The sequence below is a fragment of the Neptuniibacter sp. QD48_11 genome (genome assembly GCF_047778095.1).
Lineage (GTDB): Bacteria > Pseudomonadota > Gammaproteobacteria > Pseudomonadales > Balneatricaceae > Neptuniibacter.
In genome coordinates this window covers 3,176,473-3,199,521 of sequence record NZ_CP180551.1, presented here as the reverse complement: position 1 = coordinate 3,199,521, position 23,049 = coordinate 3,176,473, and the positions used below count along the sequence as shown (strand labels likewise).

The window sequence follows — 23,049 nt, the reverse complement described above, 5'->3', positions numbered from 1 at the left end:
ACGATATGCCCTGTCAGCTTATTCACTTGCAAGCTTCTGTAGATAATTCAATAGATCCATCTGTTGCTGTAAGGTCAACTTTCCGATCATCGCTGGCATCGGTTCGTTCATTCGGACCTCGCCGAGGTGGTGTCTTCTCATGATATCGCCGCTGTGCATCTGTTCAGGGCCCATTTTCGAGCCAGGGTGGCCGTTACGGATTTTATGTAATACCTCCCACGGATTCCTTCGGGCCAGAGGGCCCAGATATTCAGGCTTCAGGTTTGATCCGAAGTTAAGGTCTTCTCCTTCATCTCCATGGCATCGGCTGCAGTATTCTCCGTATAGCACTTGTCCGTTGATTGCATCACCGTCGGCTTTTTTGCTATTAAGACCGATGGTGTTCGACATGTCTATCTGTCCTTCACTGATGAAGGTAGCAATTAGGTTTAGAGCATGTTTGTTCAGAAAGCGGTCATATTGATGGGTTGTATCGGTTAATAATGCGCCAATCTGAGCTGGGTCTTTTCCCTTATAAGCAGTAACTCCCTTAATGCCGGTATAGTGGCTTCCTGTCCCATACGCCCCTTCTATACCAGCATAATCCCAACCATGGCACTCTTTACAGCGCCAAGTGGTAGCTCCAGACTTTTTAGCTGTAGCTGGGTAGGCTGGATGTGTTGTTGATGGCGCGGCAAGATCTAGTTCTGCCCACCACTTGTCGTAAAGCCGCCCCCCAATTGCCGCAGGATTTTTTCGCGTGATGGATTGTTCGCTACAACAATCTGCCAAGGATGGCATGCTAAGTAAAAGCAGCACAGGTATGAGTATATAGGTTCGTAGATTAGGGCGATTAGACATTACCTTAACTCCTTAAGTTCGGTCTAGAGGAGTATAGTCTCTCTTTTGATAAAGCCGGATTATAAGTATCAAGGGAGGGAGTGTTACTAGATTTGCTGATTTGTTTAGTATCCGATTGTACTGGAACTCGTATCCGGATCGTTATGCCTTTGAAGATTAGAGGCTTAGGGTAAAAGTGCTGCTACCTGTTTTTATTGCTGTGCCCTTTTCTGGCTCGCGGCCACCTAAAAAAAGTATGGGTGTAAGCCTATCGATTGGTAATTGCACTTCTCTAGGTCTATTTTTAGTTTGTCTCTTAAGTGGATAGAGATCAATAAGATGCTTTGTCATGAGGAAGCAGTTATGGAATTCATTACCAAAGGCGATACGATTAAATGTGTTCGTCAGATCAAAGACAAAGTTTCAGGTAAGGAAAACCACATCACAGTGGCCTCATTCAATGCTCAAGTTGACCGTCTTCCCCCCCATGTTGCTGCAGAACTCTTCACTGAGGAGGTAAAAGAGCTAGTGTTATGGCTAGAGGATCGTACTAAATTACAATCCCAATTAGCGAGACAATCCATAGATGACACCATTCTAGAATCACTCCCCTTTATACTCAGGCAAGCAACCCAAGCACTTGAAAATTTGGAACGGTTGGACTTGATGCTCTATCGTTCAATCAATGAAGGGCTGTCTGACCTATCTGAAGTGCTCGATAAAACTGAGCGTTTTACTTCTACTCACAAAGTTGGTTCGATGAAGATGCAGAATAGTGAGGAGCAAAAAGAAAGGTTGTATACAATCAAGAAGGATATCGAAGAAAACGAATGATACCCATTCTTAAATGTGTCGCTGATTATAGCTATTAGGGTAAAGTTCCTATAGCGCATTTCCTCAGTTGCTTGAAGGTTGAATGTGCTCCAGAGCGAAATTAGGTTTCATTGGTCAAGGCCTTTATCTAATAACAGACCAAATTGCTGGATATGCCAGCAATGACAGCATCAGCATAATAGTATGTATCGCAGAATTCGGCAGAAGAAATTACTGTAATGAATACAAAGTGATGGTCAGTTTTACTTGAGCTCTGGAGTATCCGGTAAAAAGTTCGGTTTTGATTCAGTTAGCCGAGATACGAACAAACGTTTCAGAGATACTTTCTTCTTCGTAATGTTTGTGAAGGTAACTCTGCATTTCAGTGGTAGAAAGTAGAGTGGTTATACGTTTCCACGTTTGTCGTTTTCGGTCAGTACATTCAAGGGAAGGTTTGTAACATGCCCATAAGTCATTTTCTTGCCTAGGGAAGCGAGATACGCACAAGGCATCATTAATATATTCTAACATGGTGAGTTATTCCTTTAACTTCAGTAGAGCCATTATTGCCCAAGCAATTAACAATTTGCTTGTCTGGCTTTCATAAATAAGCATTCTTCCGCAGTTAGTGATCTTTGGCTGCAGTACAGAATAGAGTTTATAAATTCAGAGGGAATAGGGGGTAACAGAAGTTGTGTTTATGGAAGAGCATGGCGTGTAGCCATGCTCTAAATAGAGTTAAACTATTTCGGTTTATATAGCGCGGATATTCTCTGCTTGTGGGCCTTTTTGGCCTTGTGTTACCGAGAATTCAACTTGTTGGCCTTCCTGAAGACTTTTAAAACCTTCACCAGTAATAGCGCTGAAGTGTGCAAAAACATCAGGACCAGATTGTTGCTCGATGAAGCCGAAGCCTTTTTCATCGTTGAACCATTTAACTGTGCCAGTAATTGTATTAGACATAATTTTTATCCTATTTTCGGAAATAAATGAGCCGCCTGAGTTCAGGCAGATAAATGCAGGAATGTTTACGGTGTACTTATGAAAACAGGACGAGGAATTGAGAAAACTTCGAAATGACGTGCATAAATAGGAGATAAAGCATCAAGCTGGTTAAATAATATACAGTTTCCTATTGTAGGTCAATTTTTTATTTTGGGTATATCCTAAAAGCTGTAGCAATGAGTCTAATGCTAGGTAACAACAGAGGGTGGCTTTAAAGAGCCTCCTTGGTGGCAGTTGAGTAACTGTAAGGCTATCCATCAATCACTCCCTTTCAGAAAATAGGCTAGGCTAAAGACAGCCTTCGCCATGTGGAAAACGAAATAATGATTCAGACCCTGAATGACCCTTATCTCATGGAGGAGATTGTAGACACTATTCCAGATCCTTTGTTGGTTCTCGATGGTGATTTGCGGGTTGTGTATGCGAGTAAAAATTTTTATAAGTCGTTTTATGTCACTGAAGAAGAAACTGTTGATCAATACTTATATGCATTAGGCAATGGACAATGGAACATCGCAGACCTTATCGGTCTCCTGAATGAAATATTACCAAGCCAACAGTGCGTAGAGGGGTACGAGATTCAGCATGAGTTTTCCCATATCGGGAAGAAAGTGATGCGTTTGAACGCCAGAAGGGTTGTATCTCCCAATTATTCAACTCCCAGAATACTACTTGTAATAGAAGATATTACAGAGAAGAAGGCCTTAGAAGAAAAGCTGGTAGAGATGGCAACAACAGACCAGTTAACAGGTCTTTACAATAGGTATAAGTTTAACGAGATTTTAGATGACCGTATTCGATTATCTAAGCGTAGCCAGCAAACAGTGGCGTTACTGAGTATTGATTTAGATTTATTTAAGGTAGTGAATGACCGTTATGGGCATCAAGTTGGTGATGAACTTCTTAAGTCAGTGGCACACAAAATTTGTACTCACATCAGAACCACCGACACACCAGCTAGATTGGGGGGAGATGAATTTGCCATCATCGTTTTTAATCCACATAGTCTTGATGAACTAAAGGTTCTGATTCAGCGGATAATTGATCATATTTCCACCCCTGTTGTGCTTCAGGGGAAAGAAGTCGTGGTTGGGGCTTGTATTGGGGTTAGTCTTGCCCCGATACATACTACGGATAAGGAAGAATTGATTAAATTTTCTGATGGAGCGCTGTACAAGGCTAAGGAAAAAGGTACTAACCAATTTCTGATATACGACGAAGCTGTGTGGTAAGTATCAGGGGAGCAGCTAATTGATCACAATAGCTTCATTCATTATATTGCAATCATCGCTTAAAAAAGACAGATCTAACTCTGCAGCAGTTCACTTCAGAAACGGTGTCGATCCTTTAAGTAATATTTGATTGCAACGACCCAAGAAGACAGCAGGATCAGTATCGCCAGCTTGTCATACTTACGCATGAACTTCTCTGAAATTACTGCCTCCAAGGCTTTAAATTGCCCCTGTAACTCGAAGTTGGATATTAATATGCTACCAACGATGGCTACCCCAATAGAACACACCATACCGGCTATAAGTACTCGCTGAATGCGTTTAGACATGATGACAATGTACAGAATGTCTGCCAACCAATTAGGCATAAAGAGGGCTCCTGTCCTGACTCAGTTGAGTATCAGACTCTGATTCAGAAGCTTCTAAGCCCCAGACATCCGCAATGTCTAAACAGTCCCAGCCATCAGCCTGACTATACATCCAGAATCGCTTGCACTTGCTGCATCTGAAGATACTACTGTCGGGAATGCTGCTGATTAGGGAAAGGCATTGAGCAAGTCTTCTGTGCTTGTTAAGTGGGTGGTTACAATCACAATCTTTAATGTCTTCCATGACAAATTCTCCATCTTGCTAGGTACGAATATCATAACGGATAAGTACCCATATAGATCTAGGTATTTTTCTGATTTTAATCAATGGGTTTCAGTTAATGCGATTGATAGATAGCTATGTAAATTGAATCAGAATAGGATCATTCTTTTCCTTCGCCTGTTGTTTTACTGGATGCTCAATGGACATAGACGATCCAAAACTCGCCAAGCTTTTAGACGAATTAGCAAAGAAGAAAAAGCGTTCTACTTCAGAGAATGCCAGTCCTGACAGTTCAGGCCACAGCTTTTATGAGGGATTCAAACAGCCGGGGCCTCAAAATCAAGAGCTGTCCACACCAGAGTTCAAATTCCCTGAAAGCTCAGATTTCACCTTTAGTGATGAATTCAAGTTACCTGATTCGCAAAATTGGAAATTCGATTATGGCGAGTTCAGTCTGGATAAAATCGTTCCTAAGAAGAAAAAGCGCAAGTATGTCGACAGGTTGAATATCCCGATCTTAGCGATAGATACTGAATACGTACTGCATGAAAACGGCAGAGATAACATCATCCTCTGTTATACATACGCTATAGGAGTGGATGAGAACTATACGACCGGGATTATTGAGACTACCAGTAAAGGCAAAGACGGTCGTATAAAGCTTGCTCAGCTGCTTATAACAGCCATTGAACATGGGTTAGCAGAAGAAACGTTGGATTCATGGCCTGAATCACTCCTGTTCTGCGCCCACTTCCTCAGAGCTGATCTATTCACCCTCTCAGACGCATTTACTGATATTAAAACCAAGGTGAAGGGCGTAAGAAAATCGGTAGCTAGTTTAGGTGATACATATGGCGTGGACATTGATGAGTTAGCCGATCGTATTGTCACGCATGAAGAATTCACTAGATATGACTCAAACAGTAAAGAACGCACTGTAGAAGTTCTGTTTTACGACAGCATGTTGTTATCACCTGCAGGTAAGGGGTTAGCAGATGTTGGCGAGCTGGTGGGCTTAGAAAAGCTAGAAATCCAGCCACCATACTCAATTGAGCGAATGGATGAATTTCAGCGAGAGAAGCCTGAACTATTCAAAGAGTATGCTATCAATGATGCCGAGATCTCATACTTACATCTGCTGAAAATGATCTACTTCGTTGTGGATGATCTAAACCTTAAATCACTGCCTTACACAATCGGCGGTATGGCGACGAAGAAGTTTTTAGGTGAGCTAGGGGATGATTACCGCAAAGCATTCGGAATAAGGGAACTCTCTAAAACTATATGGCCAAAAGCTGGTGGAAAGCCCCGCACAGTTAAAGGGGATGCCCCTGAGCCTGCAAGAGCCATACTCGAGCAGTTTGCAATTGAGTGCTATCACGGCGGACGTAATGAGTGTTTCATGACGGGACCTACAGAAGAAGGTCAATGGAATGATTACGATGCGCCTTCCTGTTACACCGTTATCCTGAATGATTGCCGTCCACTGGATTATGACCGGTTATACATAGAGAAAAATCCAGAAAAGTTGGCGAAAGATGTCTGCGCCCTAGCCAGAGTAAAGTTTAAGTTCCCGGAAGGTACGCGCTTCCCCTGCTTACCGGTAAATACTGAGAAATATGGACTTTATTACCCTCTAGAAGGTATCTCATATTGCACCGCGCCTGAAATCGCTGTCGCGTTGGATATGCAGTGTGAGCTCACTGTCTTACAGGGGTTTATCATCCCGTGGCAGGGTGAGGGAGAAAGCGTCTTCACCCCCTTCATGAAGTTAGTCAGGGAAAGCCGTAATAAGCATGTTAAAGGCGGGTTCGAAGAACGTTTATGGAAAGAAATAGGTAACAGCCTATACGGAAAGCTAGCACAGGGGCTTTCAGGCAAAACTGCATTCGATGTGGCACAGGGTATAAGCAGTAAAATCCAGCCCTCCCAGATAACTAATCCATACTTCGCAGCGCATGTAACTGGCTTCGCTAGGGCGTTAATGTCAGAGATGCTGAATGGTATATCTGAAGATAAACAGGTTGTCAGCGTTACTACAGATGGCTTCCTCACCAATGCAGATTTGGATAAGGGGGAAATCAAATTAGATGGACCTATCTGTTCCAGGTTCAGGCAGCTGTATCACAAGATTGATTCTGACGGCGGTGAAATCCTAGAGTTAAAACACAGGGTTAAACAGCTTATAGCAATGAAAACTCGAGGGCAGTTAACTGCTGAAGAGGAAGATGGATTTGAACCTGTAATAGCAAAAGCAGGCATTCAGGTTCCTAGCCATGTCGAGAATCAGCATGAATACATGTTAGACCTTTACCTAAATCGAAAGCCAGAAGATAAGGTGCCTTATACAGCACTCACATCTAGTCGCCAGCAGTTCCTGTTTGATCGGGATATGGTCAGTGAAACAAAAGAAATTCTGCTTAATCTGGAGCCAGATTTTAAGCGCCAATTGACTAACCCTCGAATGGTAAGCGTTAGGGGTAAGACACACATCGCATTTGATAGTGTTCCACATAAACAGCGTGAAGATGGTGAATTCTGCCGCCAACGTTTAGAGCACTGGCGTAAAGAGAATTGCCTTAAGACCATGAAAGATTGGGAAAAATTAGAAGAATATATATTGATCGCAAAGTATACGAGCAGTTCTCGGGTCTCCCCCCGTATGGGTGAAACATTAGACCAATTTTTCATGAAAATGTTCTTAAGGGTTTATACGAACCAGCTTCTTAACTTGAAAAAAAGAGGCACCTATAAACAGCTTGCAAGCCTTCTTGCCACTCAAGGTTATGAAACAACTGATAAGAAAATAGGGCAACAAAAAGCCAGAGTGATTGAGTATGGGATCATCCCAGTAACTGACAGGACGATCCGCTTTCTCAAATTTATTCTGAGTGAATTCCCTGACTTCGATTACTTACCGATGTTCGTTGAAGAACAAAGAGGTGAGATAGCAGAAAAGCTATAAAGGCCATGTGGCTTCAGCTTAAAAGAAAACGGCCCATAATGGGCCGTAATCTGATGCGGTGGGTAGTTTTAATGCCCAGCTTTACAAGCTGGATGTATCAGCTTCAACTTCAGTTTCAGAGCCTGCAACTGCAACTGTGGCATCTGCATTTGCAGTTGTAGCTTCTGTAGCTGAGTCTTCATTTTCAGAATTCTTAGATTCTGCTTTCTTACCTTTTACTGTTAAGCCGTATGCTTCCCAGTCGATTGGTTCTACGTTATCACCCATATTTCCACTATAAACGCGATCAGAAACCAATTTACTGACTTCTTTACGTAGATCGGGGTCCTGTACTTCAATCCAGCACATTAGATCACCGTTCGCGTTAAGGATGGCTACCCCTTTATCAGTAGGTGTAACAACATCCGCCTTCAAAGTGTTGAAAACCCCATCAGTGGTTTTCAGCATAGTGTTAATTTTTTTACGAGCCATAATGATTCTCCTTCAATAAATAGAAAACCACCGCATCATGACTGTTAACCTCTAGAGCTACTTTCCAGTAACGCTGAAAGGTCCGGTTTACTTCTCTGCAGCTTCAGCTCTTCAGTCCTCTGCTGCTCTTTTTCCTCCTGTTCCTTAATCCATCTCCAGAGAGCGGATTTCCTGATAACTAGTGGGGAGTTTTTAGCTCCGCCAAGTTTGAAGAACGGGGGACTATCCCACGGTCTTCTTGAGTGATTCGTCCTGAGTGTCGAGACGGGAATCCCTGTTATTACAGAGACTCCGTCCAGATATAGGATCGTGTCTTCACAGCTACACATTGCCTGTCTCCATACTTGGTACAGGGGCTAGTTTGCTAGAGAGCTAGTGAGATCCTGAGTCGATTTTGGGGAAATTGGGGAGGTCTTTAGTGATAACTGATGCAGCCCCCTGAGTTGCAGCATTCAGAGTTGATTGCTGAAAGAATGCATAGCGACTGGAGGTAACATCAACGCTGCTGTGACCTAACAGTTTGCTGCTGCAATGGATATCGTTAGTGTGCTCCTGCACTGCTGACCCAAAGCTTTTACGCAAACAGTGAATAGTTAACGGTGCCTGAGGAAATAAGGGGTTAATGGCATACTTAGCCCCTGTCGTGGCGATCTGCGCACGCTCGCAGATACGTTTAAACGCACCTACGGGATATTTAATATGGCCAGCCTCTCCTCTATGTGACGAGAAAACATAGGGACTATCTGATGGTGATAGACTGAGAGCCTTTTTCAACACCCATCTTGCCTGATCTGATAGCGGAACCACCTGTTTCTTTTTGCTCTTAGTCTTAGTGAACGTCAGAGATGACAGGTCAGGCATTAAGTCAGCTTTCTGCAGCGAGATAATGTTCCCAATTCGCCCACCGGTGAGTAGCGCGAGCAACAGAGCGAGAACGTGAATAGACTCAACTTCTTCCAAAGCGGCAACTAAAAAGGCTGGTAGTTCCTCATTAGTTAAAATCCGTTCTACAACATTATCCTCTGTGAATTTCTCAATAGCAGAGCATGGGTTACGATTCACTACCCCGAATTTAATACCCAGCGAAAACGAGCGATGCATCAATGATCGGACACGGTTGATTGTGGCATTGGATAAGCCTTTTTGATGCATGGCATTGAGCACTTTCAGGCAGCTGAAAGTTGGCAGCTCTGTGAATGCGTCAGAACCCAGATAAGGCTGAACATAATGCCTGTATTGCTGTTCTGTCTTCCTCCAGTCGGTATTACGCTGTTTCACGTACTCAAGATGTATCTGGAAGAAAAACTCATCATAAGTAACACAGCTATAGTCAGGACCTTGGATATTCTTCTGCTGTCGAAGCCATTCGTCACCCAACCTCTCAAAGGTCTTTAGATCCATTTCAGGGTATGTACCCAGAGTTTTACTAGGACGGCGGTTGTTGATATTCGCTCTAACAGCAAGTGATACCCTGTTTTTATGTACTCTCACGCGCAAGTGATGCTTACCTATTGCCCGGTACTCCGTATCCTTATCATCAATTCGCTCAATATTATCCAGAGCCTTCTTCGTCAGCTTGATGTCGTAATACATCTCGTATCTCCTGTTCAAATCAGTGAAATACAAAATTTACTCATGCTATCTTTTGATCCTGAGTCGGTTCTGGGAAGAAAAGGGTAATGGCACGTATTGATAGTACTGAGGCACTAAAACCTCATGAGAAAGCGTTGAAACAGCTACGCTTGGACGAGAGCCTACATCAGCTCTTACGTGCGACATTAGGCATTGAAGAGTTCCCAAGTAATCTTCTGGATCTATTAGAGAACAGGCCTGTTAAACAGGTGGATCAAGTATCGAATTACCTGTCAGCCCTGGAATTGAAGAAGCTACCGCCGGTTAAAACGGTTCATGAAAAAAGCCAACTAACTGCAAGATGGGTAAAAGACGACGGTGAATTAGTAATCCAAGATGAATCCGCTTACGCAAAGCAGCTTGATCACTGTGCTAATATCATCTGTCCTGACTGGCTAGGTATTGAAGATGAAATTCCAGTTACCATCCTGATACCTACAACAGCGCAGGAGGTGCCGGAGAAAATAACGGGATCAGAGTCCAACTGGGACTTTATATCAATCCAGCTACCGGAAGAGCAGGATCTATTGGCAAGCAAATTATTATCCCGAGCTGATAGGGCAAATATAGCGGTACGCCTTTATTTATCGCTGCAGTTTTTAGGGATGGTGAGTGCTCAGCAATCGGCAAGAAACGGAAGCCGGATTTGCCAAGAACTCCTAGCTTCATTTCAGTTATCCAAATACTTCTCTTATCTGGATGGTGCAGACGTCAAGGGGTGGGCAAAAAAGCAAAAAAGAAAAGTTGAACTCGAAGAAAATCAGTTACAGCGGCTCCAGGCTAAGATTCAAGCCTTAAAAGGGAAGCGGGAAACAGAAGCACAATTCAATGCTCATCAACGAAAGGTGAAAGAGTTATCTCAACGGATAGCCATGGTTGAAAGCGAGATTGAGGCTCTAGGTTCAGTTAAAAAGCCGACGCGAATTAAACCCAATAGCAAATCAGCTTTTTATTACTCTATCCCAGATATGACACTGAAACGCTTAGGGTTAATGACAGAAAATAAAACTGATGCAATAACATTTCCTGCATTAGCTCCCACCGTAGTGTGTCCCAAATACACTTCTGTACGCTTAGGGTTACCGAAAGAAAAAGACCCTACGTCTACGTTTAGGACTGCAAAACAGCTAAGAATTATGCTGTCGTATTTATGCCCGATGACCAGTGGTACAGCGATCACCTTTCGTGTGCCAAGGTGGACAAATGGTGAAGAGCATGAAAAGGGAATTACGTCACCAACACTGATACTCCCTGAAGTATGGTCAGACTTAGCACTCGGACTGAAAAAGCACACGAATAACAAAACTATCCAGTCGATGAGCACGGAAAGTTACGAGAGTAGCGGATTACAGGAAGATTTCGAGTCTGCAATCTATGGGAATTACGATACTAGAGAAGACGAGTTGCTACGTGTATTACCCACGATTGATAACCAAATCGCGAAAGAATTTTGAATACATGTATATATACCCCTATAAAACAATTCAAAAAACGTATAACTGATTGAAAATCAAGAGGTAATAAAAGTACGCTCGGCCTAAAAAATGTTAATGGCTACCAGATTAGCCGGTGTTGGTACCTTTCAAATCTTTTCAGGTTTATGCCGTCAATACTCGTCGTCTTCCAGCAACTCTCGATATTCCCAAGCTTCTGTAATCGGCTTAGTCGCGTATTCAAGACAGGCTTGTTTTAACCGGTCGCATAACAAGCCCTTAGTCTCTGTATCTATGCCTTCGAGCTCTTCAAATGAAGAAGAGAAATCCCAACCATTAAGTACATTACTGAATGCAGTAATCGCCTCTTCAGGTGAGGAAACTTGGGCAGTAAAGCCACTAGCCGAATCCCTAAATTCAAAAGAGCTAGGAGCGGTTTCCTCAAATGAAAATTCAACCGCATATTCCATGTTATCCGCTGCAAGATCATCCCAGTCCCAGCTAGTATCATCCCAGCTAGGTTCACCGATTGATTCTTCAGTTAGCTCATCATTACTGGGATTGAAGCTGTACAGATATCTGCGCGTGATCATGGCAGACATCTTGAAACCTTGTTCAGACCTTGAGCCGCCTACACCGCTGTGCCGTTCCATCTCGAAGGAAACAATACCGTTATCATCTACCTGAATTTTCTCCGCTCGTTTCAGAACTTTGTCCACGGATAAGCCAAATGCACGTGTGTTTTTCTCGAGGTAGGCACTTAACGGCGATAGAAGGGATGTGCTCACGAATAGTCTCCTTACTCCATGGAAGGGGAATTGAAATACTGTGTTTACGTCGGTGCAGTATTTCGTGAGATATAAATAAAGTCCATGGGTTTCTACTGATCCTTATCAAACATCTATCAAGATCAGTAATGGCTCCTGCCAATTAACGGCGGTGAGGTTTATAAGGGTTCCCTTTGGTAGGTCTAATAACCCAAGAAGCATCGTACACAAGCGATGTGATTACTCAGTCAGTTAGAAAAGGTATACACACTCGACTTTGACTGAAGTTAGCACCTGAAAGAACCAACAAATCGTTATAACTGCCCAGCAGAACCAAACCGGTTCGGGCTGGGATTGTAATGATTTATAGGACATCAGGTGCTAAGCATGAACTCTATCCACTTTAAGCTGACAGATGGTCAGCACATCAGCGATCTCAACCTTCAAATCACTCCTGATAGTTATGTTACCCATCTGTGTGCAGATACAGGCATGGGTAAATCTACATGGGTGATTGATAACCTATTCCAACAGGGTAATACCCTGTTCGTTGTGCCTCAACTGGCGCAGATTAAACAGTTGGAACACAAATACAGTGAACGAAAAGACATGGAATTCATCTACGGTGGTAACACAGAGTTAAGTGATTACCCAGCCAATATCGTCTGTACCTTTGACCAATTGAGAGCTATCCAATCAAAAATCCATTGTCACCATTACACGCTGGTGGTTGATGAGGTTCATAAGCTCTATCAGGCCGCGAGTTATCGGACAGAAGCCGTCTCCCAGATAGTCGATGCCATCATGGAAGAACGGTTTAACAACGTACTGACCATGAGCGCAACATTCACGCCTGAGCTGGTTCCTTACCGGATAGATTCATGGATAGAAGTTAGCAGAACCCAAACCGTAGCTAGACAGATTAGGCTCGAACTTTACCCTGATCTCTATTCCATGGAAGAAGAGGTGATCTCACAGATCGATAGTAGTGAGCACGGCCCTATCGTTGTCCGAATCAATAGCAAGAAAGATATCATTGCCTATCAGAAGGTACTGGAGAAAAGAGGGCTGAATTGCCTCGCGGTTAATCGCGATCTACAGGCTACAGAAGCTGTATCTGCGATGCTCAAAACTGAAAGCCTGGAAGGCTATGACGTGATACTCACCACCAGTTTGCTGGATGAGGCTATCAATATTCAGGATGAAATCATCAATGAACTGATTGTCTTCAATAACCAGATCCATCCTGAAGAGTTGAGACAGTTTGTCGGTCGATTCAGGAACTGTAATCCGAAGGTAAGGCTCTGCTTACCGAAATACTTACTGACCGGCAAAGCCAAAGACCTCAATCAGGTAATGAAATCCAATGCCTCAGTTGTTAATGCTGCAGAACAGTTAGCCGAAGTGATTTTAATGGAATGTGACGCACTCCAGACAGTCCGTAAAGCTAATGAGACATTAAAGGCGCTTTTCAGTTTCGAGCCATTGCGACTCAAGTATGGCAAAGTCGCTGCGAACGACGCGGGGGTCATGGCTAAGCTTTATCAGGCAGATATCAATCATTGCTATCACTCGCTCACTACGTTGGAGAAGGCAATCAAGCGTACATTCCGCAATATAAGCTGGGAGATGGAGGAGGTTGATTGTGGGGGGGATGGTAAAGACGCGGCAGCCTTCGATGCCGCTTATGAAGCTATTGCTGATGACTGGTTTGGAGCATTGAATAACTGTAAATCCGCTGTTAGTCAGGAAATCGCAAAACAAAAGAAGGGACAGTCAGCTATGAACACAAGCGAAGCATTAGCGACGTGTTCTAAACGGTTTTCACCTGAGTCATTGGAGCTGGGAATTCTTCAGAACTGGTGGCAATTACATACAGAAGTGATGCCCGATCTGTGGGAGGCGTTTGATGCCATAGAGCAGGATCGAGCAGTGAAAATCTGGCAGTTCCACAATTCTGCTCGAAGTAACCTATACATCGAACCGTTATTACTCCAGTTAAAGCAAGTTCCTATCGGTAAAGCAATGACCTTGGATGAAGCCAGAGAATGCATACTGAATGCATTACGCCAAGTCAGTAAACAATATCCTAATTTTAAGGATCTTGTAGCCAGCTCAAGTCTCTCTGGCGTGACTGTAAAGCGCAACAATCACTTTGACGTTACGGATCGGTATGTACGCTTTATCTTTCGTGAGTACACAGCAACGCGCCCGGTGCGATCAAATAACAAGGACAGAATCGTATTTAACGGCATCGGCCCGTATGGCTATAGATATCGAATCGTGGAATCAGGGGTAGATACTAAAAAGAATAAGAAACCAGTTAAAAGGCTTCGTAGAATCAAGCCCGCCGCTTAATGTTCAGTCATGTACTTAACCCGGAATCCGGGTTAAGTACTTTGTGTCTAGATGGCTCATTTTGATTGCTATTGTTCGAGGAATTGGCGAATGAGCAACCTGACTTGCTGGCTGACAGGCCTAGCTTCATTCTCTGATGCAATTCTTAGCAACTCTGCCTCCTGTTCTGTCAGATAGAAGCTCATGCGTATCTTGGTCTTGGCTGCTCTCGGCCTACCACCAACTGAATGTTCGAGCTGTGCTAACGTCTGTAACTTCATTTTCCGCGCTCTCCGATTGCAGTGATACGGTCATAAACAGCATTATGTTTTTGAACTGTTTTCTGGAGCATGTAGAGCCCTTTAGTGTTCTGGATATTAAGAAGCCATGCGATTCCGTCACGACTTATACGGTCAAACAAAGTGGTTTCCCGAATTGAGTAAATAGGTGTTCGTCCTACGGCTGACAACAACTGATCTCTCGCAGCTTCATGTTTCTTCTGGTCCCTGAAGTGATTAATGATTATCACAATGGGCTTACCAGCATCCTGAAGCAATTCATACGTTTTTAGCGTAGCTGCGATACTGCGAGAATCTGTACGCGTAGGAATGATGATTACATCGCAGAAGCGGGCTGCATGCGCGATCTTTGTGTCTAGCAGAGTAGATAGCGCCCCAAGGTCAAACACTGCATTTTCCAGTTGAGCCAGATCAGCGGGAATTTTTTTCTTGTTGAGAGGGATCTGTATGAAATCCTCTATCGCAGGTGGCGTGATGTCATTAGTGATGTACTGACTTCCAGTATGGGCAGACAAGTTAACGGAGATTGAACTCTTGCCAACTCCTCCTTTCATGGAGGTTACTAGGTACTTCATGGTGATAACCAGGCAAATTAATAGAATGGCAAAATTGCCGCTATTAATTTGTTGGGCTAGCGGGGACCAAGTTTAGTACTAAACTAGCCCTTCCTCGTGATTATCTGCTGCTTTCCATTCCGGATGTATATGCTGTGATCTTTTGTCTAATTTGGGTTTGGCTATTACTTACTTGGGTGATGCGATGAATATCAAAGTAGGTACCCGAGCTTAATAAAATCATCATTATTCTAGGTACCGACAGCGCCAACAGCTACAAGTAGGATTACGTTGTATTGATAAATAAGGAGATACACTTGATGGCAAAATCAGAGCATTTAGCAATTCAGCAATGCGAGGACATTCTAACTCAATCTAAGAGTTACAATATTGAGCATTCAATCCTTCCCAGTGAGAACATAGTCATAGATAGATTGCTAGAACAAAGAGAAAATATGGCAATAGTCTACTCTGAGCTTGTTGATAAACTGAACTACCAACAGATTGATCTATTTCTGTCGTTGGTTTTAAGCAGGGCTGCGTTTTGGAATCCCGAAAAAACTAGAGCCTATAGAGAAGGCAGAAAATCCCTTATCGAAACAAATGCAAAAATAACTGAAATTGCTGCTGAATTGTCCTGTTTATTAGAGAGGCGTGACGAGCTGAATAACTCTTCAGGTTTCTATTGTAATAGTGAATTCCATATTGCGAACTTAATAGAGAGGGCTTCATTTAATAATCCTCGGTTTGGTGGTTTTTTAAAAGAACCTTTGAAGTGTTTAAGGAGGCAATTCGACTTCAAATATTGGCCCAGCCTAAAAGATATAATAAATGTGATTGCAAATGATGCGGGTAGTGCTGAGATCACCGCAGCTGATCCGCTAACGGATGCTTCAACCACTTCTATCCGAGAGTCAAAGAAAGACTTCCTTCGTGCATTATTCGCAGGAATTGATGAGAACAGCCAAGGATATAATGGCCTTATACCTAAGGCATTTAAACTGTCACATGCAGCATTGGCGGAAATTATGAATTGTGCTTTAGATCTTGATGCTGATGAGTTGGTGGATGCAGGGTATATAAAAAGAGCACTGCAAGATATTTAATCCTGACTATTTCCAACTGATATTAGCGGCATACTTATGCCCCGTTTCAGTCCATAGCAGGGCTGAAAATTATGGTTATAAATCTTATACAGATTGGTGAGACGTTCTATGAGTTCATTGGAAAGTTAGACAGCTAATGCCAGTCAGTTCCCCTTAAAAATAATGAATAAAAAGACTACTTAGCGAGACTGACTGAGACTAAGTGATCAGTTGCCGAAGGCAAGGGATTAGAAATTCACTTCAAGGATAAATTGAGGAGAGAAGAAGCTCTTCATATCTTGTTGCGCCGCTTGGCGCGGCGCAAGAGAAAAAAGAAGTAGGGGAGCGAGCTGGCGCTCGCTCCGGTCTATAAACTTACTTTTTCTGGTTCGTTTTCGGATTGTCTCTGCTGCTCAAACTCCATCGCTTTAATGACGCAAGCCATCAGTAATGAGAGCCCAAAAGTAGCTCTGGGGGATAAATCCAATCGGCCGATATCATCACCCGATTGAAGCTCTTTTAATGCAGACAGCGCACTGATTACATTGATATAGGTATCAACTGGCAAGTCTGCAATCAGAGGGTTGTTACTCATCGACTTTCTCCACAGTTACCTCAACGTTGAAAACGCTTAGTTGGTAGTAGCTGATGAAGTTCCCCTGAAAAGTGCTGAAGAGCTCTTCGGCTTCTATCAGGGTCACAGGTCTGGCATAACGAACTTCGCAGATGTCTGCATGAATGTCGAAGTCTATCTCTTTAGCCAGTTCGGTATTCCAGCCGGATCCAACAAAAGAAAAGTCTGTCAGGTAATCCAGTTCGAATCCGGACTGATGGCGAGACAAGCCAATCTCCACAGGGTGATTGCCTCCAAGTTCAGGTGAGTAGTCCGGATCTCTGAAGTTGAACACAATCGAAGTCGTATCACTTACTGGATCTAGACCCGGATGTGCCTTATCCAATTCATCGTTCAATAGTTCGATCAGTTGATGGGAAACAGGCAGCACTAAGCCGTCCGTTAAAATTGGCAGTTTCATAGAAGTAACCTGTTAGATTTAGTGTGTAAGGTGGTGTTGCCGAAGTGTGTGGTATGCGTAGGAAATAACTAGGAACTCCGCTTCAGCAGAGCAGTTGAACGTTTATTAAAGTCATCGGCGAGGACATGCAGAAATGTACTGTTCTCAGAAGGCTTAATTAGCCGGATGTCGGGTGCTCGCAAAATGGCAGCGAGAAAGGAGCTGTTATTGGATGACTTGCCTATCATACATTCCTTCAGCGCTGAGGATTTAAACGGATGACCAGCTTGCCCAGACAGGGTAGTAATTATCTTCTCTAAGGGGATCATCTCGCGCGAATGTAATCCACCTCCATCGGTATCCGAAATTTGTAAGTAGTTCTTTTTCTCTTCAATCTGGCGGGCAAACTGGAAGTAGATCTTTCCGGTCGATTTAGGGCTTAACTTGTCAGCAACACCTCGTTCAATCAAGATTTTGTAATTCTCATTAGGGTTACTGGTCTCTCTTCTCTGCTCAAGCTTTGTAGCGTTGTCAGCAGATTGGGTGGATTTTTGTGGGGACATAATAATCACCTTCAGTTTTCATTTATTAGTGAATTTGCTTGAGATTCATGGTGAGCTCGGACTTGGCTGGAGATTGCTTTTAGTGCTGCTGTGATAACCGCCAAGTCATCTAATAGACCAATCACGGGTGCCACATCAGGCACTGTATCTAATGGATTAACCAGATAGACCAGAGCGGCTACGATGATGGCTTTTGTCTTAGCGGGTACGTCAGCATCCGTGATGAGGACATAGAGCAATGTGGCTTTATAAAGGAGCCCTTTCGCGCCTTTAATCTGTTTAAGTTTGCAGAGCAGTTCGTCTATTGATAGATCAGACATCAGCTAACTCCTGACGGAGAGGACTGTCGTTATGTATCAGCAGATAGATACCGGAGCCTTCATCAGAGAACACCGCTAATGCCAATTGATAATCATCACCAATCGGTACGACGAACTCTGGATAGTCCAAGGCAAACTGCAATTGCACCTGAACTTCATCAGTCGCGGTTCTGAATGTACTGTGATTGTCATCAGCTGTTAGATGAATGAAGACTGTGGGTATCTCTAGCCAGTACTGCTTAGCTAAATCTTCTGAATCAAAGCCCTCTATGAGATGCCTGATAGTTTCAGAGTAGATATCCTCAGTTAAATTGAACGTGCCCTTCTCAGGCCAAGTCGTTGTGATTTGCATGGTTTTCTCCGGGCAATAAAAAAGGCCTTACCCGAAACAGGTAAGGCCTTTAGTTATGGTTGGTTGATGGTTAACGCACGAGCTCGCTGAAGGCATCGCTCACATTTCTCTGTCTCTCAACAGTTTGCTTGCTATATCTGGCAGAAGATTGGATACATAGATGCCCAAGCTGGTACTGAACATCGATAAGTGACTTGCCTGCTGAAACCAAGCAAGAAGCCACAGAATGTCTCAAGTGGTGGGGGACTAAGCCCTCAAAGTCTTTAATGCCTGCATTCTTTAAGACTTTTAAGAAGGCGATGCGGAAGCTGGAGATTGGATTGCCAGGTACGCGACCAGCAAATAGATAAGGATTGCCCGGTACCAGTGGTGTCTCGTTAATAATCTCCATAGCAAGATCTGAAAGATAAACTTCACGGCTTTGGCCGTTCTTAGTCATCGGTAAGTAGAGGATCTGATTCTGCTTATCTAGATGCTCATGCCTGGCTAATCTCAGTTCTCCGCTTCTGCAGCCAGTGACAGCGAGTAGGGCAATAATTCCACCAATCTGCTTATTGGGATAACAGCGAGCTTCAGTTATCACCGCCTTTAACTCTTTAGCGTCCAGAAAGCGCATCCGGATATTGTTCTCCCTGAGTTGCTTCACCTTCATGGCTTCATTGCTATCGATAACATCCATGCGAAGTGCCAGTTGCCCCATACACTTCAACACAGCTATCACACGATTACATGTGGCAGGAGCTAAAGCCTTCCTGTGAGAATTAGCAGAGTTGAGATCCAGTTGAAGTTGCAGAACGTGAGATGCTTTCAGATCTTTAAAGAGCATATGGCCGAATCTGGGTTCGGCATGAAGGCTGAAACGTGTGATTTCATGCTTCCATGAGCGTGTGTGCTTCTTCTGGTAGGGCAGGTAGGTGTTCCAGAAGAACTCTGAAACAGTCGGGTGGTTACTGATCTCTTCATTCTCTGCTTTAGGGTCTATACCTTCAGCAAGCATTGCTCTGTAGCGTTGAGCGGCTTTACGGGCGGTTGCCACATTAATATCAGGGAAGCGCCCCAAAGACAGACTGCGTTTTCGGGATTGAAATACATATCTCAGAAGAAAACGCTTACTCCCTGCTTTTTTACTGGAGAGGCACTTTAGTCCTGTGATCTCAGTATCTGAGAACTCCAGTTCGGTGCTCTTAGCGTTTGATGGGTTGGTTGGTAAAGCCCGGATACGGGCGTCAGTGAATTTGAATCTGGTATTCATGAAACCTCCGGAATTGGATATCCGGAGATTTCATATATAGTTTTTTAACTATTTGTCACGGTAAGTTGTGATGGCAGCAAAGTGCCAGAAGCAGACCTTTTCAAGGTAAGAACTCGGTTGTATTTCCCTTTAGAAAATCCAGGAAAAGATTAACTTTATAAGGCAGGTACTTGCGGGTTGGGTACATGGCATACACTGTCAACTGCGGAAATTCTGCTACCCCTTCAATACGGATAACCTGCTTGTTAGTTACATAAGGTTTGGCAAATATTTCAGGGATCATCTCAATCCCCATGTCCTATGATACAGTTTGTAACATACACTCGGTGTTGGGCAGTATCAGAGCCCAATCCTGTCTGAAGCATATAATGTTTCCTTCTGAAGAAATGCTTAATAATCACCATATTTACTTGTACCCATATGGAGGCAGTCATGGTGCTTCAGTTCTTCCAATGATGTAGAGCTGCCAAGTGATTTATCCTGATTTGCCGAGGTAAAACCACTTCTATCTTAACTAACACCCCGTTTCTTTAAGAAAATCAAAATCTATTCGTAGAAACGATTCATCTTACTCCTCTGACCAGAGCATTAGCTGCTTATAAGTTTTTGATTATTGCATTCTCGTTATAACTTACACGGATTCATTCATTTAAGCCGAAACCAAATAGCTCAAACTCTAATTTTCAGTTTCGAATCATTTTCAGCATTTAGAGTACTTGGCATTATCGATTGAACTCAAAAAAGAGCTAGGTGCTCAGGACCCTATATGAAGCTAAAACTAATTACTCGATCCATAGGCATTGGACTGATGGTTGCGAGCTCATCTTATATTCTTGCAGATACGCATAGGAACTGGAGCCAACAGTTACAACAGCGCCTAGCAGAGTCGCCGCAATGGCAACAACTCGGCAGCCAAGTTATCGCAGCAGAAGCCGAACTGACCGCTGCGCAGCAACCTGTGTATAACCCTGAAATAGAGCTTAGTTACGAAGCTAAGAACGAACGTGCCTATCAGGCTACACTAAGTCAAACTATTGATCTGTTTGATAAGCGAGATACCCGCAGTCAAATAGCCACGCTACAAAAACAAATTACTAAGCTGGAACAACAGCAAAGCGAAAATCAGATTACAGCCAGTGCTCTTACTCTTTTGCTGGAAACTCGTCGTGCTAAAGCCCTGTTGTCTCTCGCAGATGATCAGCTCAAGATCAGCCAACGCCTGATCAAACTAACTCAACAGAGACTGTATGCGGGCGATGCCACCCAGATCGATCTGGATATAGTAAAACTCTCCTTATCCGAGGCATTACAAACGAAAGCGTCTGCACAACAGTCCTTACACAACTATCAGGCTGAACAAACGGTTTTGTTGGGTGATCTAATTCCAACCTTGCCACAACCTCTACCTTATACCCTGCCTAAACAACCGGACTTTACACAGTTAAGCCAACAGCATCTGGCTGTAAGAACTTATGGGGTGAGAACTCAGCAAGCACAGTTAAAAGTGCAGCAATCGGTCAAAGAGAGCAAAGCAGAACCAACCTTGGGGCTGGGGTTTGGACAAGATGGTGATGACGATGTCATAGCACTTTCCATCAGCTTTCCTCTGAATATTCGCAATAGCTATAGCGCTGAAGTTGATGCCGCTAATGCCCGCGCCAAAACCTCAGATTTAGCCTTGGCCCAAGTACGCCTCGATACAGAAACAGCGCTAGAACGCAGTTGGTCCAGCTTGAAGCAACAGCAGTCATTACAGCAAATCTGGCAAAAACCCGGCCAACGCAGCCTTGTGCAATTGAATCGCCAATTGGAAAAGCTATGGAAGCTTGGCGAACTGACAACCACAAATTATCTGCAGAACTTACAGCAACTGAACCAAGCTCTGGCCGCAGACATCAATTTGAATACCGAATCCGATATCCGCCTGATTGACTGGCTTAGTATCAGCAACCAACTCCAAGACTGGTTAGATCAGCAATAAATATTGGCCTTCATCACTGAGATACTCGTTATGCAAAAGAAAACTCTACCTTTACTCGTTAGCAATTTGTTACTAGCAACTCTGGTTGGCAATGCCTCTGCCGGAGACAACCACGCAGCAGCTCAACAGCAATCAATTAAAACACCTACACATCAGCATCAAGACAACGAAAAGCACACTGAAGATTCAAATCATAAGCACGAAGAAGGTCATGATCACGCCGCAGAAACTGAACACCCGCATGAAGAAGGCCATGACCACGCCGAAGAATCCGAGCACCAGCACAATGAAGACCATGATCACGCCGAAGAAGCGGAACACCAACACGAAGAAGACCATGATCACGCCGAAGAAGCGGAACACCAACACGAAGAAGACCATGATCACGCCAAAGAAGCGGAACACCAGCACGAAGAAGGCCATGATCACGCTGAAGAAACTGAATATCTGCATAAAGAAAGTTATGAGAATGCTTCCGCAGAGGAGCACAGCGATGACGACGGGCATGCTCACGGCAGTGAAGATGAACATGGACATGAAGAAGAGGAAGGGACTGTTCATCTAAATGCCAAACAGCAAGCGATGATCGACCTGAAAACCACCAAACTCAAGCCGGTATTGCTAGCAGATAGCCGAATAGTCCCAGGCGAAGTCGTAATTAACCGCTATAACAGCAGCATTGTCTCCCCCCAAGCAGATGTTCGCGTAATTCAGCGCCATGTCATGTTAGGTGATCATGTCGTTAAAGGGCAGCCGTTGGTTTCTCTGTTTTCCGATGAACTTGCAGACCGTTTCTCTGACCTTAAAAATGACGCGAAAGAGTGGGAGATCGTACGTAAACTGGGCAAGAGCCTTGCGGGTAAAAACCGCTATAGTCAGGCCCAAACTAATTTCCAACAAAGTCTGACTAAGGTCAGTGCGTTTGGACTTTCTAACAGCGAGATCGAAAACCAACTGAACCAGCCCAGTAAATATCCTTTAGGTCAGTTTGTACTGAAGGCACCGCATGCAGGTGTAGTACAACAAGATGATTTTCTGATTGGCCAACAAGTCAGCAGCAGCGACCCTTTATTTACGCTGGTCGATGAAACAACGGTCTGGGTGGAAGCACAACTACCACCTAACCTGCCTTTAAACCTGAGCAAGGGCACACCGATCTCTCTCACTGTTGGGGCTGATGCGTATCAGGGGGAGTTGCTGCAATTCGCACATAGCCTGGATGAAGTAACTCGTACCCGTATGGCGCGAATCAGTGTCAATAATCAGGAGCATCGCCTCCACCCGGGACAATTTGCTCAGGTGGTTATGCCACTGGATAAACACACTTGGCAGTTATATCTACCGGAGGCCGCTTTCACCCGCACCCCTGATGGTGACTGGGGTGTTTTTATCGAGCAATCCCCCGGTGAGTATAAATTAGAGGAAATAGAAGTCATTCGTGAAACTGGTGAGGGGCGTGTTATTAAGGGGTTGCCACTAGGTTCTACGGTCGTCACATCGGGTACTTTTTTCCTCGCTTCAGAGCAAGCCAAAGCTGGCTTTGATATCCACAACCACTAGGATTT

General features: G+C 43.9%; 24 protein-coding genes. 8 read left to right on the top strand and 16 right to left on the bottom strand.

What is annotated here, in order from left to right; all coding sequences use genetic code 11:
- Window positions 1–18: 18 nt before the first annotated feature.
- Window positions 19–840, bottom strand: coding sequence for a c-type cytochrome (locus ACMXYU_RS14970; RefSeq protein WP_415899316.1), 822 nt, complete (start codon window positions 838–840; stop codon window positions 19–21).
- A 342-nt stretch (window positions 841–1,182) separates the two neighbouring features.
- On the opposite strand from ACMXYU_RS14970, the gene ACMXYU_RS14965 reads away from it, so the two are divergent.
- Complete coding sequence (locus ACMXYU_RS14965; protein WP_415899315.1) at window positions 1,183–1,653, top strand: hypothetical protein; 471 nt, start codon at window positions 1,183–1,185, stop codon at window positions 1,651–1,653.
- A 285-nt stretch (window positions 1,654–1,938) separates the two neighbouring features.
- Here the strand turns inward: ACMXYU_RS14965 and ACMXYU_RS14960 are convergent, their stop codons facing one another.
- Together ACMXYU_RS14960 and ACMXYU_RS14955 are read right to left on the bottom strand one after the other, a co-directional pair.
- Window positions 1,939–2,163: a hypothetical protein gene (locus ACMXYU_RS14960; protein WP_415882525.1), complete on the bottom strand. Its 225-nt coding sequence runs from the start codon at window positions 2,161–2,163 to the stop codon at window positions 1,939–1,941.
- A 222-nt stretch (window positions 2,164–2,385) separates the two neighbouring features.
- Window positions 2,386–2,595, bottom strand: a complete 210-nt coding sequence (locus ACMXYU_RS14955) for a cold-shock protein (protein WP_415882524.1) — start codon at window positions 2,593–2,595, stop codon at window positions 2,386–2,388.
- A 365-nt stretch (window positions 2,596–2,960) separates the two neighbouring features.
- On the opposite strand from ACMXYU_RS14955, the gene ACMXYU_RS14950 reads away from it, so the two are divergent.
- Window positions 2,961–3,869 carry a diguanylate cyclase gene (locus ACMXYU_RS14950; RefSeq protein WP_415899314.1) on the top strand — a complete coding sequence of 303 codons (909 nt, stop codon included), beginning with the start codon at window positions 2,961–2,963 and terminating at the stop codon, window positions 3,867–3,869.
- A 95-nt stretch (window positions 3,870–3,964) separates the two neighbouring features.
- Here ACMXYU_RS14950 and ACMXYU_RS14945 read toward each other — a convergent pair whose 3' ends face one another.
- Window positions 3,965–4,237: a hypothetical protein gene (locus ACMXYU_RS14945; RefSeq protein WP_415899313.1), complete on the bottom strand. Its 273-nt coding sequence runs from the start codon at window positions 4,235–4,237 to the stop codon at window positions 3,965–3,967.
- A 422-nt stretch (window positions 4,238–4,659) separates the two neighbouring features.
- Between ACMXYU_RS14945 and ACMXYU_RS14940 the strand changes: the two genes are divergently transcribed.
- Window positions 4,660–7,425 carry a hypothetical protein gene (locus ACMXYU_RS14940; protein ID WP_415899312.1) on the top strand — a complete coding sequence of 922 codons (2,766 nt, stop codon included), beginning with the start codon at window positions 4,660–4,662 and terminating at the stop codon, window positions 7,423–7,425.
- Window positions 7,426–7,506: 81 nt separating this feature from the next.
- Here the strand turns inward: ACMXYU_RS14940 and ACMXYU_RS14935 are convergent, their stop codons facing one another.
- Window positions 7,507–7,896: a hypothetical protein gene (locus tag ACMXYU_RS14935; RefSeq protein ID WP_415899311.1), complete on the bottom strand. Its 390-nt coding sequence runs from the start codon at window positions 7,894–7,896 to the stop codon at window positions 7,507–7,509.
- Window positions 7,897–8,268: 372 nt separating this feature from the next.
- Window positions 8,269–9,489 carry a tyrosine-type recombinase/integrase gene (locus tag ACMXYU_RS14930; protein WP_415899310.1) on the bottom strand — a complete coding sequence of 407 codons (1,221 nt, stop codon included), beginning with the start codon at window positions 9,487–9,489 and terminating at the stop codon, window positions 8,269–8,271.
- An 86-nt stretch (window positions 9,490–9,575) separates the two neighbouring features.
- Here ACMXYU_RS14930 and ACMXYU_RS14925 point away from each other — a divergent pair, with 86 nt between their 5' ends.
- Window positions 9,576–10,982, top strand: a complete 1,407-nt coding sequence (locus ACMXYU_RS14925) for a hypothetical protein (RefSeq protein ID WP_415899309.1) — start codon at window positions 9,576–9,578, stop codon at window positions 10,980–10,982.
- Window positions 10,983–11,134: 152 nt separating this feature from the next.
- On the opposite strand, the gene ACMXYU_RS14920 is transcribed toward ACMXYU_RS14925, so the two are convergent.
- Complete coding sequence (locus ACMXYU_RS14920) at window positions 11,135–11,749, bottom strand: hypothetical protein (RefSeq protein WP_415899308.1); 615 nt, start codon at window positions 11,747–11,749, stop codon at window positions 11,135–11,137.
- Between the two features lie 366 nt (window positions 11,750–12,115).
- Here ACMXYU_RS14920 and ACMXYU_RS14915 point away from each other — a divergent pair, with 366 nt between their 5' ends.
- Window positions 12,116–14,086, top strand: a complete 1,971-nt coding sequence (locus ACMXYU_RS14915) for a DEAD/DEAH box helicase (RefSeq protein ID WP_415899307.1) — start codon at window positions 12,116–12,118, stop codon at window positions 14,084–14,086.
- Between the two features lie 68 nt (window positions 14,087–14,154).
- Here ACMXYU_RS14915 and ACMXYU_RS14910 read toward each other — a convergent pair whose 3' ends face one another.
- Together ACMXYU_RS14910 and ACMXYU_RS14905 are read right to left on the bottom strand one after the other, a co-directional pair.
- Window positions 14,155–14,346 (bottom strand): hypothetical protein, encoded by a 192-nt coding sequence (locus tag ACMXYU_RS14910; protein WP_415899306.1) that lies wholly within the window; start codon window positions 14,344–14,346, stop codon window positions 14,155–14,157.
- The gene (locus ACMXYU_RS14905; protein WP_415899305.1) at window positions 14,343–14,939 is read right to left on the bottom strand and encodes a hypothetical protein; all 597 of its coding nucleotides are present in this window, start codon (window positions 14,937–14,939) and stop codon (window positions 14,343–14,345) included. The genes ACMXYU_RS14910 and ACMXYU_RS14905 overlap by 4 nt, the downstream gene beginning before the upstream one ends.
- A gap of 299 nt (window positions 14,940–15,238) precedes the next feature.
- Between ACMXYU_RS14905 and ACMXYU_RS14900 the strand changes: the two genes are divergently transcribed.
- Window positions 15,239–16,024, top strand: a complete 786-nt coding sequence (locus ACMXYU_RS14900; protein ID WP_415899304.1) for a hypothetical protein — start codon at window positions 15,239–15,241, stop codon at window positions 16,022–16,024.
- 346 nt (window positions 16,025–16,370) lie between these two features.
- Here ACMXYU_RS14900 and ACMXYU_RS14895 read toward each other — a convergent pair whose 3' ends face one another.
- The 7 genes from ACMXYU_RS14895 to ACMXYU_RS14865 all read right to left on the bottom strand — a co-directional run bounded on the left by ACMXYU_RS14895 (window position 16,371) and on the right by ACMXYU_RS14865 (window position 19,786).
- Window positions 16,371–16,598 (bottom strand): hypothetical protein, encoded by a 228-nt coding sequence (locus ACMXYU_RS14895; protein ID WP_415899303.1) that lies wholly within the window; start codon window positions 16,596–16,598, stop codon window positions 16,371–16,373.
- Complete coding sequence (locus ACMXYU_RS14890) at window positions 16,591–17,037, bottom strand: DUF2787 family protein (RefSeq protein ID WP_415899302.1); 447 nt, start codon at window positions 17,035–17,037, stop codon at window positions 16,591–16,593. The genes ACMXYU_RS14895 and ACMXYU_RS14890 overlap by 8 nt, the downstream gene beginning before the upstream one ends.
- Window positions 17,038–17,105: 68 nt before the next feature.
- A complete protein-coding gene (locus tag ACMXYU_RS14885) occupies window positions 17,106–17,579 on the bottom strand; it encodes a hypothetical protein (protein ID WP_415899301.1) in 474 nt (157 codons plus the stop codon).
- A gap of 11 nt (window positions 17,580–17,590) precedes the next feature.
- Window positions 17,591–17,899, bottom strand: coding sequence for a YkvA family protein (locus tag ACMXYU_RS14880; RefSeq protein ID WP_415899300.1), 309 nt, complete (start codon window positions 17,897–17,899; stop codon window positions 17,591–17,593).
- A complete protein-coding gene (locus tag ACMXYU_RS14875; RefSeq protein ID WP_415899299.1) occupies window positions 17,892–18,251 on the bottom strand; it encodes a hypothetical protein in 360 nt (119 codons plus the stop codon). The genes ACMXYU_RS14880 and ACMXYU_RS14875 overlap by 8 nt, the downstream gene beginning before the upstream one ends.
- Before the next feature lie 70 nt (window positions 18,252–18,321).
- Window positions 18,322–19,503: a tyrosine-type recombinase/integrase gene (locus ACMXYU_RS14870; RefSeq protein WP_415899298.1), complete on the bottom strand. Its 1,182-nt coding sequence runs from the start codon at window positions 19,501–19,503 to the stop codon at window positions 18,322–18,324.
- A 100-nt stretch (window positions 19,504–19,603) separates the two neighbouring features.
- Window positions 19,604–19,786 (bottom strand): hypothetical protein, encoded by a 183-nt coding sequence (locus ACMXYU_RS14865; RefSeq protein WP_415899297.1) that lies wholly within the window; start codon window positions 19,784–19,786, stop codon window positions 19,604–19,606.
- Between the two features lie 483 nt (window positions 19,787–20,269).
- On the opposite strand from ACMXYU_RS14865, the gene ACMXYU_RS14860 reads away from it, so the two are divergent.
- Together ACMXYU_RS14860 and ACMXYU_RS14855 are read left to right on the top strand one after the other, a co-directional pair.
- Entirely contained in the window at window positions 20,270–21,484 is a 1,215-nt protein-coding gene (locus ACMXYU_RS14860; protein ID WP_415899296.1) for a TolC family protein, read from the top strand.
- A gap of 30 nt (window positions 21,485–21,514) precedes the next feature.
- Entirely contained in the window at window positions 21,515–23,044 is a 1,530-nt protein-coding gene (locus tag ACMXYU_RS14855) for an efflux RND transporter periplasmic adaptor subunit (RefSeq protein WP_415899295.1), read from the top strand.
- Window positions 23,045–23,049: the final 5 nt, after the last annotated feature.